At 48.4% G+C, this 15,369-nt stretch carries 14 protein-coding genes and 1 pseudogene; 11 read left to right on the top strand and 4 right to left on the bottom strand.

Translation table 11 applies throughout. The features are described from left to right. Positions 1 to 185: 185 nt before the first annotated feature. Genes ACUN27_RS01805 through ACUN27_RS01815 form a run of 3 tightly spaced genes read left to right on the top strand, consistent with a single transcriptional unit; the run spans position 186 to position 2,666 of the window. Entirely contained in the window at positions 186 to 479 is a 294-nt protein-coding gene (locus tag ACUN27_RS01805) for a hypothetical protein (protein WP_315954543.1), read from the top strand. 35 nt (positions 480 to 514) lie between these two features. Continuing rightward, positions 515 to 2,323: a DNA helicase RecQ gene (recQ, locus tag ACUN27_RS01810; RefSeq protein WP_445558301.1), complete on the top strand. Its 1,809-nt coding sequence runs from the start codon at positions 515 to 517 to the stop codon at positions 2,321 to 2,323. 34 nt (positions 2,324 to 2,357) lie between these two features. Next, positions 2,358 to 2,666 (top strand): 4a-hydroxytetrahydrobiopterin dehydratase, encoded by a 309-nt coding sequence (locus tag ACUN27_RS01815; RefSeq protein ID WP_445558302.1) that lies wholly within the window; start codon positions 2,358 to 2,360, stop codon positions 2,664 to 2,666. Here ACUN27_RS01815 and ACUN27_RS01820 read toward each other — a convergent pair. Further along, entirely contained in the window at positions 2,663 to 3,166 is a 504-nt protein-coding gene (locus ACUN27_RS01820) for a GNAT family N-acetyltransferase (RefSeq protein WP_445558303.1), read from the bottom strand. The two genes, ACUN27_RS01815 and ACUN27_RS01820, sit on opposite strands and share 4 nt — an antisense overlap. A 129-nt stretch (positions 3,167 to 3,295) precedes the next feature. On the opposite strand from ACUN27_RS01820, the gene ACUN27_RS01825 reads away from it, so the two are divergent. The 4 genes and pseudogenes from ACUN27_RS01825 (at position 3,296) to ACUN27_RS01840 (ending at position 7,703) form a co-directional block, all read left to right on the top strand. Then, positions 3,296 to 3,883, top strand: a complete 588-nt coding sequence (locus tag ACUN27_RS01825) for a hypothetical protein (RefSeq protein ID WP_445558304.1) — start codon at positions 3,296 to 3,298, stop codon at positions 3,881 to 3,883. A gap of 68 nt (positions 3,884 to 3,951) precedes the next feature. Then, positions 3,952 to 4,425 carry a GNAT family N-acetyltransferase gene (locus ACUN27_RS01830; protein WP_326063737.1) on the top strand — a complete coding sequence of 158 codons (474 nt, stop codon included), beginning with the start codon at positions 3,952 to 3,954 and terminating at the stop codon, positions 4,423 to 4,425. A 761-nt stretch (positions 4,426 to 5,186) separates the two neighbouring features. Further along, a pseudogene (locus ACUN27_RS01835) lies at positions 5,187 to 6,699 on the top strand (DHA2 family efflux MFS transporter permease subunit). A 167-nt stretch (positions 6,700 to 6,866) separates the two neighbouring features. After that, a complete protein-coding gene (locus ACUN27_RS01840) occupies positions 6,867 to 7,703 on the top strand; it encodes a sulfurtransferase (protein ID WP_315954550.1) in 837 nt (278 codons plus the stop codon). A gap of 111 nt (positions 7,704 to 7,814) precedes the next feature. Here ACUN27_RS01840 and ACUN27_RS01845 read toward each other — a convergent pair whose 3' ends face one another. Beyond that, positions 7,815 to 8,393, bottom strand: a complete 579-nt coding sequence (locus tag ACUN27_RS01845) for a TetR/AcrR family transcriptional regulator (RefSeq protein WP_326063740.1) — start codon at positions 8,391 to 8,393, stop codon at positions 7,815 to 7,817. A gap of 259 nt (positions 8,394 to 8,652) precedes the next feature. Here ACUN27_RS01845 and ACUN27_RS01850 point away from each other — a divergent pair, with 259 nt between their 5' ends. From ACUN27_RS01850 to ACUN27_RS01860, 3 genes are all read left to right on the top strand, one after another. Beyond that, positions 8,653 to 9,447, top strand: a complete 795-nt coding sequence (locus tag ACUN27_RS01850) for a VOC family protein (protein WP_445558305.1) — start codon at positions 8,653 to 8,655, stop codon at positions 9,445 to 9,447. Positions 9,448 to 9,583: 136 nt separating this feature from the next. Continuing rightward, positions 9,584 to 10,138, top strand: a complete 555-nt coding sequence (locus tag ACUN27_RS01855) for a hypothetical protein (protein ID WP_315954553.1) — start codon at positions 9,584 to 9,586, stop codon at positions 10,136 to 10,138. Between the two features lie 3 nt (positions 10,139 to 10,141). Then, positions 10,142 to 11,272: a hypothetical protein gene (locus tag ACUN27_RS01860; protein ID WP_445558306.1), complete on the top strand. Its 1,131-nt coding sequence runs from the start codon at positions 10,142 to 10,144 to the stop codon at positions 11,270 to 11,272. A gap of 64 nt (positions 11,273 to 11,336) precedes the next feature. Here the strand turns inward: ACUN27_RS01860 and ACUN27_RS01865 are convergent, their stop codons facing one another. After that, entirely contained in the window at positions 11,337 to 12,092 is a 756-nt protein-coding gene (locus ACUN27_RS01865; RefSeq protein ID WP_445558307.1) for an exodeoxyribonuclease III, read from the bottom strand. Positions 12,093 to 12,308: 216 nt separating this feature from the next. Between ACUN27_RS01865 and cysK the strand changes: the two genes are divergently transcribed. Beyond that, positions 12,309 to 13,241 carry a cysteine synthase A gene (gene cysK / locus ACUN27_RS01870; RefSeq protein ID WP_445558308.1) on the top strand — a complete coding sequence of 311 codons (933 nt, stop codon included), beginning with the start codon at positions 12,309 to 12,311 and terminating at the stop codon, positions 13,239 to 13,241. 64 nt (positions 13,242 to 13,305) lie between these two features. Here cysK and ACUN27_RS01875 read toward each other — a convergent pair whose 3' ends face one another. After that, positions 13,306 to 15,159 carry a putative bifunctional diguanylate cyclase/phosphodiesterase gene (locus tag ACUN27_RS01875; RefSeq protein WP_445558309.1) on the bottom strand — a complete coding sequence of 618 codons (1,854 nt, stop codon included), beginning with the start codon at positions 15,157 to 15,159 and terminating at the stop codon, positions 13,306 to 13,308. Positions 15,160 to 15,369 lie beyond the last annotated feature (210 nt).

Raw genomic sequence — 15,369 nt, forward strand, 5'->3', positions numbered from 1 at the left:
TTTCCTACCCTCCGAGCGGTACATTCCTTCTTCCATAGTAACAGATTTTTTCCGAAATTGCCCATTTCCACAGTTTATGCCAAAGGGTATTTTTTTATCCGGGGGAAAAACGGTTAACCCTGCATTCAAACCTATAATATGATAAAGTGAAGCTAGAAGGTTAGCTACCGAAGGGAGACTATACAATGGGTATTAAATTCGGAAGAGAATATAAGGATATTGTCACTGATTTTGTACGCGGCATTGAGATGGTGAATGGTTTCTATGAGCTGCTGGAGATGAGCGCGGACGATTGGCAGGAGCTTGAGCCGGAAGAACAGGAAGAGTGCCTGCGTACGCTGGCTGACGATATTTTCTATGGATTGGGCAACAGCCCTGTGATGCATGTTGGGGCAGGCTCGGTTCGCCATGATCCGAGTAATCACGTGTTGAAGGTTCACGACGGGGAAAAGCTGGTTTCCGTCATTTATTTGGTCTGATTTTTGAGTGAGCTAAAGAAAGGTGTATAAAAGTTATGCTGGATGGGGCAAGGAAGGTTTTACAACAAGTTTACGGGTACCCGGAATTCCGTGAGGGGCAGAAAAATATCATTTCCAATCTGCTTGAGGGGAAGGATACGCTTGGCATTATGCCGACGGGCGGCGGTAAATCGATCTGCTATCAGGTTCCTGCGATGCTGATGGAGGGCGTGACCCTCGTCATCTCGCCGTTGATTTCCTTGATGAAGGACCAAGTGGATGCCCTAGGCGTGCTCGGAGTTCCGGCGACGTTCATTAATAGTACGCTGGAAGCCAGAGAAGTGGAACAGCGGATGCAAGGCGCGATGCAGGGCAAATACAAGCTGCTGTATATCGCACCCGAGCGGCTGGAGTCAGAGCGGTTTCGCGCGCGGATGTCGGCGCTGAATCTTCCCTTTGTGGCCATTGACGAGGCGCACTGCGTGTCCCAGTGGGGGCATGACTTCCGCCCCAGCTATGTCTCTATTGCTCCGTTTATTCGTGAGCTCCCGAATCGCCCGATCGTAGCGGCCTTTACCGCTACTGCGACGGCCGAAGTGACGGCAGATATTGCGAGGCTGCTCGACCTGTCGGATGCTGGCATCTTTGTGAACGGTTTCTCGCGGGATAATTTGGAGCTGACGATTCTTCGGGGAGAGAACAAGCGAGATTACATCCACAATTATGTGAAAGAGCACACACATCAGCCGGGCATTATTTATGCCGCTACCCGTAAAGATGTGGAGGAGCTGTACGAGTCATTGCGGAAAAAAGGCTACGCCGCAGGCAAGTACCACGCCGGTTTAACGGACGATGAGCGCTCCTACATGCAAGAAGCGTTTCTGTATGACGATATTCGGGTGATGATCGCCACGAATGCCTTCGGGATGGGCATCGATAAGTCGAACGTGCGTTATGTCATCCACTACAATATGCCGAAAAATATGGAGGCTTATTACCAAGAAGCCGGTCGCGCAGGACGTGACGGAGAGCCGAGCGAATGCATTCTGCTGTTCAGCGCGCAGGATATTATGACGCAGAAGTTCCTTATTGAGCAGAACCAGCTTTCGCCTGAACGCAAAGCCAACGAATACAAAAAGCTGCAGACGATGATCGATTACTGCTATTCGCCGAGATGTCTGCGGAATGTCATTTTGCATTATTTTGATGAAACCAATATCAAAGACACCTGCGGGAACTGCAGCTCGTGCAAAGACGATCGCGATACCGTGGATATTACCGTTGAAGCGCAGAAAATTTTTTCCTGCATCCGTCGCATGAATGAACGTTTCGGTATCTCGATGGTTGCTTCAGTACTGAAGGGCTCGAAAGCGAAGAAAATTGTCGAATATCGGTTCGATCGACTGCCGACGCATGGCATCATGCGGGATTTGCCGGAAAAAGAAATTTCCGATCTGATTAATGTGCTGATCTCGGAGGGGTTCTTGCAGCTGTCCGAAGGCCAGTACCCTGTGGTCCGATTAATGCAGCCCGCAGCGGAAGTGCTTCAAGGGAAGCTGCCTGTGTACCAAAAGGTGCGCAAACAGCCGGTCAAAGCGGCTGCTGTCGACAATACCTTGTTCGAGCAGCTGCGGTTGCTTCGCCGGGAAATTGCGGCACGCGAGAAAGTGCCGCCGTATATCATATTCTCCGACAGCACGCTGCGTGAGATGAGTGAAAGCTGCCCGACTTCGGAATCCGCGATGCTGCGCATCAAGGGTGTCGGCGAGGTCAAATACCGCAACTACGGGAAGCCGTTCCTTGATTTGCTGCGCACGTATGCGGGTGAGAGCGAAGCCGAGGCGGTCGCTTATGATTTTGAGTAAAAGTAGCAAGTAGGACCGGAAGGGGCGGAAGTACGTGAAACTTGGGGACCGTGAGATTGATCAAAGGCTTGGGGCGCTCGCCGGCTGGACGACGGACGACCATAAATGGATCTTGCGGAAATACCGTTTCGCAGAGTTCATGCAGGGTATTTCTTTTGTAAATCATGTTGCCCGTATCGCTGAAGAGGATAACCACCATCCGATGATCGCCATCGATTACAAAATGGTGACCTTGCGGCTTACGTCATGGCATGCGGGCGGTTTGACAGAGCTGGATTTTCAATCCGCTGCCAAGTTTGATCATGCATTTGAAGAGGTTGTTGAGGGTTCTGGCGACGCTTAATTGAATAAGCTCTCGTTGTACACCATACAGTGAAAATTCGATACGCCTGTGGGCGTCTGCTTTTCATATGTGTCCGTGATGGTAAAACCAGCACGCTCATAGGTGCGGATTGCGCGCTCATTCCAGACAAGCACTTCAAGGTCGACCTCCTGCCCGGGGGCGTGCTTCAGCGCTTCACGGGTCAGGAGCTGCACGAATTGGACGCCAATTCCGCTGCCTTTTCCGCAGAGATCCGGACGGAGTCCCAGACCTAAGCGCGTGACGCCGACAATCGGGAAGAATTGAACGAAACCGGATAGCCCGCCATTGGCATCGACGACGGCTCGGTACTGTTCAGCCCGAATGTGCGGGTCGGCGAACTCGGTTTGCTCCCGTAGCATGGTTTCCCAAGAGGGCCAATTGTACAGCTCGTAGGGAGACGGATATTTCCACGTGCATAACTCCTCGCATTGCGCGTTAGTTAACGGTACAACTCGCCAGGGTAAGCTTGCTTTTACCACTTTTATTATCACCTTTTCTTTTATCGGTTGGAGGATCGCATGGGTTGGCTTTGGCTTTTACATATTCCATTTACTACATGTATTCTGTTTTCTATGCTCATGCTGGGATTACATACATTTCGAATTTCTGTGAATAAGAAATGGCCACTTGTGCTCATCTTCACCTTGGTTATCTCCTGTTTGGTCGAACTATTTACGTTCCTGGTGGACACGAAGTCTTGGAGTCCCATGCTTGCTATCGTGCTAGAAGCCATGTGTGTTCACTATGTATTACGATTGCGCAAGCTGCATGCACTCATGATCGTATTGATTGGAGCAGTTGGCTATACAATTTATTTATTCATTGTTCTAATCGGGGTGGCGCTAGTAACGGATGTTCCCGTTTACGATTATTTTGACAACCTGGATTCCTGGTATCGTCCTCTGAAAATCTATGCCGCACTGCTTGCGTGCCTTACGGCATTGCTCTTGAACAAGAACCGATTAGGCTTCACTATGCGGCTGGAACGAAATGAGGCCAAACATGCTAATCAAGCGTGGCGTCCCCGGAATCATGTGTTTTTTCCCGCTCTTTTGACGGCTTTTATTTTATTCTCCTCCGCTTATTATGGCGTATCCAGGCATGTGGCGTCCATTTTCTATTGGGCTGCGGGGTTTTGCCTAGTGTTTGCCTGGATGATTTACCTGCTGTATCGCAAGGAGATGGAGGAGCAGTGAAAGACGAATTTTGGAGATTTTGGATACAATAACGATAACGATTTTATTTGGATGAGGAGGTCATTTCCATGGCCCAAGTTACAGTTCGTGAAGCTGTTATACAAGATATTTCCCAGTTAAAAACGTTAATGATCGCCTATATCGTGGACTTTTACCAATATCGCCAGCCAGAGGACGAGAAGTTGAACGGATTGATTCACCGACTTTTGGAGCAAAAGGACGGCATCCAATTTGTAGCGGAATCGGAAGATGGGAAATTGGTCGGTTTTGCGACCTTATATTTTACCTTCAGTACATTGCGTGCTTCCAAAGTAGCGGTCCTGAACGATCTCTACGTTATTGAAGCGGAACGCGGTCAGGGCGCGGCTGCCAAGCTTTTCGCTGCCTGCAAAGGGTATGCGGCCAGACATGGCTACGCGAATCTATCATGGACCACGGCTACGGATAACCTGCGTGCACAAGCTTTTTACGATAAAATGGGCGGAGATCGCAGCGATTGGCTCACTTATTCTGTGAATCCTACGATTGGTATCGGGGATTAATTGCTGCGATTGACTGTTGCCTGGTCGGCAGCACGGTAGTACGGTAGGGGAGCAACAGTTCGCTATTTGCGCGATAGTTGCCCCTTTGATGGATGAAGGGGAACTATGAGCCTCTATTTCGCCGGATTTGGTGGAAATGTGGAGTTCCTGGGGCAAATAGAGCCCTGTAGTTCCGCTGAGGAAATGGAATATGCGAGAATTGCAGATTTAGAGGGCCATAGTTCCTCTAAATCTATGGGGGCAGCAAATTCTGAGGTGGCGGGGAGTTCGGTCACCGCTTCTACACCACGAGATTGCACAGATCTATTACTCGTAACAGGTAATCGTTGCTTCTCAGTCATCTGGACCTCGCGGACTGTCTATCATCACAGGCAATCGTTACCTCAGATTGACCTTTCCAGCCCCCATCTCTCGTTACGAGGGAATGGGGTTTTTTTGGCATCGTCTGGTTGACGAGGCTGAATTTAAAATTTTCATAATGTTTGCTAAAAAACAAATAATAAAGAGGTTCTAGATGAGGTCATATATAAAAATTGACATATCATCTGGTTTGGATCATACTAATAATTCGTATACGAAATAATATCAGGAAGTACATTCGGACGATCAGCTGCGCCCTATACAAATCTTCCGTACCTACCAAGAAGTCCATCAAACTTGTTATCAAGTCATGACGAAATCAGATTTATTCACGCGTGAACCAACCGAGTCTGATCGCTGGAGATAATGCTATGGCTATCGGATAATAAACATAGGTGAGGATGATCTCGATGACTAGCATGATGAATGCAACATTGCGTAAGGGACCAATCATGGCCTCGTTGCTTATTGCCGCATTCGTGGCGTTATTAAGTCAAACGGTCTTAAATGTAGCTCTGCCCAAAATGATGATTGACTTGAATGTGAATGAAAGCACCATTCAGTGGCTATCGAACGGGTATATGCTCATGAATGGCGTTCTCGTTCCTATCAGCGCCTATCTTATTAACCGTTTCACAACCCGCAAGTTATTCCTAGTAGCTTCGTCTATGTTTGCTCTTGGGACAGTTATTTGCGCATTATCCGGGAATTTCAGCTGGTTGTTGATAGGCCGACTTGTCCAAGCCGTTGGTGCAGGGGTACTTATGCCGCTTATGTCGGTTGTCGTTCTGACCATTTTCCCAGTCGCCGAGCGCGGTAAAGCAATGGGTATGATGGGGATCGCGATGATTTTTGCTCCAGCGATTGGACCGACGATGTCCGGATGGGTCGTGGAACATTACCATTGGCATGTTTTGTTTTACATCGTGTTGCCACTGGCGATCTTCGCTGTTATTTTCGGAGCTTTCTCGATGAGGGATGTTATAAAAACATCAAACCCGAACCTAGATGTATGGGGAGTTGTTTTTTCCACGCTTGGCTTCGGCGGTATTCTCTATGGATTTAGTGCTGCGGGCTCTGATGGGTGGGGAAGCGCGGATGTTGTCGTTTGTCTCGTCGTAGGCGGTATCTCTTTACTGCTCTTTGTCCTACGATCGATTATGGGGAAGACACCGCTGCTCGAATTCCGAGTATTCAAATATCCGATGTTCTCTCTAACAACGCTTATTAACGCAATTATCACGATGGCCATGTTCTCGGGTATGATCCTGCTTCCTATTTTCCTGCAAAATATCCGGGGCTTTACACCATTGGAATCCGGTTTGCTTTTGCTGCCGGGAGCCATCCTGATGGGAATTATGTCTCCGATTACAGGCATGATTTTCGATAAAATAGGCGCTCGGTGGCTAGCGGTCATAGGCTTAATTATCACGACCATCACGACTTACGAATTCAGCAGGCTTACCGCAGATTCAACTTACAATCATTTAATGCTGGTATACACCTTGCGGATGTTTGGGATGTCCATGCTGATGATGCCGATTCAGACAGCCGGTATGAATCAACTGCCGCGAAGCTTGAATGCGCACGGATCTGCGATGTCGCAGACGCTTCGTAACGTTTCCGGAGCGCTTGGAACGGCGCTTCTTGTCACCTTCATGACGAACAAAGCTGCTTCTCATGCCAAAGAGCTCATCATCTCGGGCAGAATCGATCCAAGCGACAAAGCCAAAATGGCGGAAGTCACACAGGCATCAACGATCTACGGAATCAATCACTCTTTTTATTATCGCTACATGGCTGAGTATTGCTGCGCTAGTGCTTGCCTTCTTCATTCGTAAAGTAAAACCGCATGAGGATACAAGGGAAGTGACGACAACTGCACAAGTCGCCGCTTTGTTGGAGGAAGACTGAGGAAACTATTATGGTTGTATGAAATACAACATAGAAGACTGTCAGGATTACCACTTCGGCGGTCTTTTTCGTATGTCCCAAAGATAACTTCCGCGCGCAACATTTTTACGATAAAATAAGTGGAGGTAACTGGAATTAATTGCAGGTAGGGAAAGGTGGCATAATCTGTGGAAAATATCGTAAGTCAATCATGGCTGCTCGGGCAGCTGGGCGATGCCAATATCGTCATTGCGGATTGCCGTTTTGCGTTAGGACAACCTGAATCTGGCAGAAAACATTATGAACAAGATCATATAACGGGAGCTGTATACGTAGATTTGGAAAAGGATCTGTCCGGTGCCATTATGGCGCACGGAGGCAGGCATCCGCTCCCTGACCTCGGTGCATTCTCCATCCTCGTGGGCAGCCTCGGAATCGACAGTACCAAAACCGTCGTCGCTTACGACGATCAAGGCGGAGCCATGGCTTCGCGCCTATGGTGGATGCTGAAATTCCTCGGGCACTCCGAGGTGTACGTGCTCGACCAAGGGTACACCGCATGGAAAACAGCGGGCTACCCGGTCACAGATGAAGTGACCGCCGCGTACACGCGTACCTTCTCGCCGAAAGTGCAGCGCACCATGCTGGCTTCCATGGATGAGGTCAAGGACAAGCTCGGCCGCCCGGGTGTCGTGCTCGTGGACTCGCGTGAGGAGCGCCGCTACCTCGGTTTGGAAGAGCCGATTGACCCAGTGGCCGGTCACATTCCCGGCGCACGGAACTACTTCTGGAAAGGCGTGCTCGGCGCTGATGGCGCTTGGCTGCCTGCGGCAAAGCAGGAGCAGCATTTTGCCGGCTTGCGCGATGCCGATGAAATCATCGTCTATTGCGGCTCCGGCGTGACGGCTTGCCCGAACGTGCTGGGCCTGAGCGAAGCGGGCTTTGACAATGTGAAGCTCTATAGCGGAAGCTGGAGCGACTGGATCAGTTGGGAAGATAACCCGATTGCGACGGGTGAGGAATAAGAGTTAGCCTAGCAGACTCAGCGAACAATTAAATAAGCCTGATTCCCATTAATGGGAGTCAGGCTTATTTCGCTTTGCCATGCCATCGCATGTTACTGTCATCTCGATGTCTCATACTGCCGCAACGCGATGGCTGTTGATTAGCGTCTTAGCAGCTACCGAGAACAACTCAGGCTTGAAATCATCCTTGTTTATATAAGCTACCATGGCGGCACCGCTCCATAACATCCGAATCTGGTCAGAGAGGTCACGGGGGTTGGGGAGGCCAGCCTCCTCGGCCAATAAGGTTACCTCGTCCCAAATGTCGCTTCTGCTCTCAAGTGCTTTGGCATGGTTGGGGTGCGCCGGTTCAGGGAACTCCACAATTGTATTCATGAAGGAACAACCCCGATACGCAGGACGCTTCATACGTTCAGCTAAATAGTCCATCAAAAAAAGGAGCTGCTCGAGACTGGACTCCGGATGCTCCTTCCGTGCATGCTCGATATTCGCTAGAAACTGGAGACGACGCAGCTCTAAGTACGCAGCTACTAATTCATCTTTGGTCGCAAAGCTTCGATAGAAGCTGGCTTTGGCTACACCGGATTCTTGAATGATCCGATCAATGCCGACCGCGCGTACACCCTCACGATAAAACAACTCATCGGCAACTCGTAAAATGCGCTCCTTGGCTGTTTCTTTCTTTTCCATCTGAAATTCACCTACCCAAAGTTATTTTTCTATATGTTAAAAAAAAGAGACAGATCTGTCTATATTATTTTAGGTAAGAACAAGGTTGCTGTCAATTTATTATCTCCTTACCAATTCGGGCACTATTCGTCCATTTCGAACGGCGATGCCGCTGCCTCCTCTATCTGAGCAAGTAAATAATGGACGAAACTGCCCTCTACCGAGGCTGTTTTTTTGCATATGTTGTTTCATACACATCAGCAAGGGAGGAGCAGCGACCGTGATCACGCATTTCGCTAGAGTAGAGTTGAACACCGTATCCATTCAGGGCGTGAAACAATTTTATGGCAACCAGCTCCAATTTCCCGTCAGTTTCGAAGCTGTGGATGAAATACACGTTCAACCTGCAGACCATTGTACGTTGGTTTTTAAAGAGGACAACCAGCCGTTAAGTCCTGCTCATGTGGCGTTTGAGGTTCCTTTCACAGCGTTTGATGACATAGTGGACCTCCTTCAAAAGGCCGGGGTAACGCTTCTGCAGTGGTCTGACGGCAGATCTGTCGACGAATTCGAAACAGGCAGAAATGTTTATTTTCGGGACGGTGATGGTAATTTGTTAGAAGTTGTTGCGCATACCTATGTGCAAGAAGGAGTCCTTCCTCCTAGCGGCTATCTAAAGATCCTGTATCTGAGAGAAATCGGCTTTCCGGTTGATGACGTTTTTGCATTCAGAGAGCTGCTTGTGGAACTTTTTGATTTTAAGTTGGATAACGTGGAGGACAATTTTACTTTTGCTATCGGGGGAACCGCACATGTCGTTGTTGTTTCGAAAAAGAGAAAATGGCTTCTTATTGCCATGACGGCCCTGAAGTCTGCTATGAACGTTAGGTTCGGGGCGCCTAGTGTCCAAGTGTTAAACAAAATTAGTAATAATTTAGACGATAAACACATCCCGTACACCCTGGAAAAAGATAGACTTCATTTTCAATTAGGAGAATATAACCTTCATATACAAGTCACGGCTTTTCCTGAAAACATCCCGGCGCTTTTGCAATTACCTAACGCTAGTAAGTAAAGCTAGATCCTCATCTAACTTCAGTGCATAATTCTATCTGCTGCCCATAAATTTTGTAAAATCTTGACCTATTTTGTCGCCCTCATATGCTAGAATAAGAGAAACAGATGGAAATTATATGCAGAGGGGTTTGTTGATGAGGAACAAGAGTGGGATTTTCATGGTGGGTTGTCTTGGTTTTATCGGCTTACTAGTGTTAATTGCAATCATCACAGCAGCTGTTGTATGGGGGCAACGAGGGACGGCGATTGCGCTGGATGAACAAATCAAGTCGCAGCACGTTGCAAATAAGTCAAACTACGATAACATGTGGAAAAGGTTTAAGGAAATGGCCCAAGTCACCGATATGCAGGCTGATGATATCAAGAAGGTATATACCGACCTCATTGCAGGCCGTTATACGGATACGCAGGTGCTTTTCAAAGTGGTACAGGAGCAGAACCCGCATATGAGTAAGGATTTGTATACGAAGCTTCAAAATGAAATATCATCGGCGCGTACCGAATTTGATCGGAACCAGAAGAAAATTGCCGATCAAGTCCGCGAGTACAACACGCATATTCGGAAACATGTGCTGATGAATGCGATTTTCCATTTCCAAACGATGGACGCGGAGAAATTTATTATTACTTCGGACCGTACGAGCGATGCGTATCAAACAGGCAAAGATAACGAAGTGAAGCTGAGGTAGCAGATGGCGTATTGGACAGCGTTATTCCTCGTTCTGATTGTTGGTTTTGCCATTGAACTTATAACGGGCCGCAAATGGTGGCGATATCTGCTGACATCGGTACTTGCCGTCATCTTATTCGCGGGAGTAGTAGCCAGTGATTTTTTTCTGAGGACGGTCGATACGGAGGTCTGGTCCGGGGCTGTCACGGACTGGGAGCACAAAGAAGAGTGGGACGAGTGGATCGCAGGCAGCGAAGAGTGCTCTACGGACAGCCGAGGTCACAAGAGCTGTACCAAAGAGCCAGGCCACTACGAGCACCACGAGGCGGTAAACAAACTTAAAACATCGGATAACGGATGGTTTGAGGTGAGAAGGTCTATGGACGGAAGGACGAGGTTTACGGACAGGTCACCTAATTCGGCAGCCGAGTTGGCCAAATATTTTCCTCCTGGGACACCTTCTGCCTCCGTGCATCTGTATGTAAATAAGGTGAGAGGTTCCTACAGTCTTTTTAAACATAGCGACATTGATCTGAAAGATTATCCTGATCTGCCTGAATATCCGAGCTTCGTCTCGGAGGTGCTTCATGTGGATAGAATCGTGGGCAATGTGCCAAATAGGCAAAATGCCTTGGCGGCGTTGGCGGCATGGAATACCGAGTTGAACAAGGCGGTGCCTGACCCGGATCGTCCTGGGGAGACGAAGTCGTGGAAGCAGGTCAATCTCATTTTTGTCAATATGGGAACGAATCTGCCGGAAGCGTATGGCTATGCCCTTCAGGATAAATGGAAGAACGGCAACAAGAATGATTTCATCGTCAGCTTTAGTCCAGCTTCGGATGGCTCTATGAAATGGGTGCATGCCTTCTCGTGGAGTGAAGTCGATATGCTCAAGCTGGAAGTTCAGGACTATATGACCGAGCAGGGGTATGGCAAGGACTTTGTGCCGATTGTGGATCATGTGGCTCAGATGGTGGCGGACCAATTCGTTCGCAAGCAGTTTGCCGACTTTAACTACTTGCAAATTGAAGTGAGCGAGACGTCGACCTATATTATTTGGGGACTAGAGATGTTTGTGCTTCTATTTTATGTGTATAGATGCATCATAACCTTCGTTCGTCGACGACGTAACCTGACCTATGATTATTCCTAGATAAAAAAGCGTTCTCCCACCGCATGGTGAGAGAGCGCTTTTTGGTTTTTCACTTTGTGGGGGGTTAAAAGGTTACTTCCAAACGAACAGGGCAATGATCGCTGCCCAGAATTGCGCAGTCGATGTCGGAGGCGACGATGTTGGTGCTCAACCTCGCTGAAGCGATAAAATAGTCGATGCGCCATCCAACATTCCGCGCGCGCACGCCGGGCATATTGGACCACCAGCTGTAGACGTCGGTGCGGTCCGGATAGAGGTGCCGGAAAGTATCGATGAAGCCGGCCTCCAGCAGCTCGGTCATTTTCCCGCGCTCCTCTAGGGTGAAGCCGGAGTTGTTGTGGTTGCCTTTGGCATTCTTGAGGTCGATCTCCTGATGAGCGACGTTCAGATCGCCGCAGGCAATAACCGGCTTCTTCGCGTCCAGCTGACTGAGATAGCTGCGGAAGCGATCTTCCCACTCCAAGCGGTAGTCCAGCCTGGAAAGATCGCGTTTGGCGTTCGGGGTATACACCGTCACCAGATAAAAATTCTCGAACTCGAGCGTGATGATCCGACCCTCGGGTTCTTCGTCCTCTTCCATGCCGTAGCGTACGGAAAGCGGCTCGAGCTTGGTGAACACCGCTGTGCCGGAGTAGCCTTTTTTGACGGCGTAGTTCCAGTACTGCTTGTAGTCCTCGCCAAGCTCGAGGGCGATCTGCCCCTCCTGCAGCTTCGTCTCCTGAACACAGATGATATCGGCGTCCGTTTCCTTGACGTAATCCACGAAGCCTTTATTCACGCATGCGCGCAGCCCATTCACATTCCACGATACCAATTTCATTCGTCAATTTCTCCTAACGTTCGCGATGATTTCTCATCACAGTGTAACATAAGATCACTATTGCTACATTAAGTGAGCGGTAATCCGCATTTATAAGAAAATATCCTACTCCATTATCAACATTACTGATTTCATTTTTCGCCATTTCCGCGCTATACTTTTCTTATCCAAGTAAGTTCATGGGTTTAATAAATATAGAAGGCGAGGTCATACGAAATGGCGACCATATACAATAATTTGACAGAGCTAATCGGCAACACGCCGCTGCTAGAGCTCTGGAATTACAATAAACGGCAGGCCCTTGAAGCCAAAATCATGGCGAAGTTGGAGTATTTTAATCCTGCCGGAAGTGTCAAAGATCGTATCGGTTTCGCCATGATCAAAGAAGCCGAGAAATCCGGCCAAATCAAACCGGATACCGTTATTATAGAGCCAACCAGCGGGAATACAGGGATAGGCCTTGCGTTTGCCGCAGCGGCTTTAGGATACCGCTTAATCATTACGATTCCAGAATCGTTCAGTATGGAACGCACGAAATTACTGAAAGCGCTGGGTGCGGAAGTGGTGCTTACGCCTGCTTCAGAAGGAATGATGGGGGCGATGAAAAAAGCAGAGGAGCTCGCAGCGAAGCTGCCAAATGCTTTCATTCCGCAGCAATTCAGCAATCCAGCTAATCCTGAGGTACACAGAAAGACGACGGCAGAGGAGATTTGGCGAGATACAGACGGAAATGTTGATATTTTTATTGCCGGTGTAGGTTCGGGTGGGACGATTACGGGCGTGGGTGACGTTTTGAAAAAAAGGAACCCGTCCGTGCAAGTCATCGCCGTAGAACCGGCCAATTCGCCGGTCCTGCTGGGCGGCCAGCGTGGCGCGCACCAGATTCAGGGCATCGGCGCCGGCTTCGTGCCGGATAATTACGACGGTTCCCTTGTCGATGAGGTCTTCAGCGTATCCGACGAGGATGCTTTCGCCACGGCTCGCGCGTTGGCAAAGACCGAGGGTCTGCTGGTCGGCATCTCCTCGGGAGCGGCTGCTTTTGCAGCGACGGAAATCGCCAAAAGGCCTGGAAATAAAGGAAAGACCATCGTGGTCATCCTTCCAGATACCGGAGAGCGGTATTTATCTACGGCACTTTTTGACGAATAAGGGAGACGTTACTTCCTATAAAAAGCAAGAAGACCGCTCCCATTCCGGGAGTGGTCTTCTGTCGTTAAGCTTGAACGAGTGCATGAAAAGCTTGATGCTCGGGCAGCGGTTTGCTGAAATAGTAACCCTGTACAAAATCACAGCCGACCGCCTGCAGGATGAGCAGCTGCTCCTGCTTCTCTACGCCCTCGGCGACTACCTCTTTATCAATTCGCTGAACGAGTGAGATGATCGACTCCATAATTACCCGATCTACGGTTGAATCGTCAATATGATCAATGAAAGATTTATCAATTTTGATAATGTCAGCAGGCAATTGCTTAATATAACTAAGGGAAGAGAAGCCCTTGCCGAAGTCGTCGAGCGCGATGCGCACCCCTTTATCCCTAAGGAGGTTGAGGTGGTTGGTCGATGTTTCTATGGATTGAATGAGCAGAGTCTCTGTGAGTTCAAGCACAAGGTGGCGGGGATCGAGTCCGGTCTCCTCCAATATGGCTAGAACCTGATCCGCAAAATCATACTGCATCAACTGAAGCGCAGAAATATTGACGGATATGGTAAAAGACATCTGCGAGGCAATTTGCCACTTTCTAGCCGTATGACAAGCTGTTTGCAGCACCCAGTAACCGATCGGCACAATAAGCCCGGTCTCTTCGGCTAACTGTATCCATTCACTAGGGGGAATGTACACCCCATCGGGCTGCTGCCAACGCAGTAAAGCCTCATATCCTTTGACCTCTCCGCTGGGCACATGAATTTGCTTCTGGAAATGCAGCGTAAACTGATTCTGTGCCAATGCTCCCTGCAGCGCATCTTCCAGCTTCCGCTTGTAGAGCTGATCTAATCGCATCGTTTCATCAAAAATACGGAATTGATGCTTCCCGCCGGCCTTCGCCTTACGCATAGCGACATCGGCACATTTAAGCAGCTGCTCAGCCGTTTGCCCATGATCCGGATACAAGGCGACACCCATACTCACTTTGAGCGGAAAGGAAACGCCGGCAACTTGAAAAGGAGATTGGCAAGCTTTCCAAATAGCATGAACTGTGCTTATGAAATCCGTATCATTGCCGCCTACATCCATAATGAGGTTAAACTCATCTCCCCCTGATCTCGAAACATGCATGCCGGGAGTGAACATATGTACCATTTTACGGGCAAAAAAGCGCAAGTATTGATCGCCTGTGGCATACCCCACAGAATCATTAATCATTTGGAAGTTATCAATATTCACCCAAATAACACAAACTCGGCCATTAACAGCACTGGCTTGCTGGATCGCCTGTTCTAAAAATTCATATGCGGAGAAACGGTTTGGAAGCAGCGTTAATCGATCGGTGGAAGCCATATGCTTGATCTGCTCGGCTTTATCCAGCGTATCTTTCTGAAGCGTGAAGAAGCGTTCCATGAGCTTTCTGTTAGTGCTGGAAACCAGGAGCAAGCTGATGATAATGAGCAGTGACCAGGTAAGAATGCCTGTAAGAATTTGAGACGACAGCACGAAGTTCTTGGCTTCTACAAAAAAGAAGAAGTAAGCGTCCGCTGCCAAGACAAGGGAAATGGCGACAAACATCACTTTTCTGCGCATAAAAACGGCGGCGACAACAACGATGTAAATACTGCTAAAAGTATTCGTTACAGCAGGCACAAACATCATTAGAAGCATTGTGTTGAGAAACTGTCCCCCAATAGGGATATAGCCGATCCAACCGGAATCCTTGTGATAGGAATAAAAGATGATATAGGTGGTAAGGGTCAAGACATTGGCGGCAGCCATGCACAAATAATGGGGAGCAGTTAACCCAAGCCTCATGTAGGCAAAAGTGATGACAAGGATGATGATCGTGAAATTTAGCAGCAACAATCGCAAGGCAATCGTATTTCTTTGACGGCGATTCTCGCTTATTAAAAGATCCATTTGTATAAAGGCCCCTATCAAAATTTGTCTTCTGTAGGTTTATGTCGAATAAGTAATGTTCCTGTTGAAAATTGTAAATTAAAACAAGATTTTTGTAAACCTTTGCCAGAAATCTGGACGAATAACGTCGATAAATAATAAATTGACCAAAAGTTCATTTCGCTATTGATAATGGTTTTCATTATCAATATAATGATAATGAAAACCATT

It is taken from the genome of Paenibacillus sp. WC2504 (genome assembly GCF_052682475.1).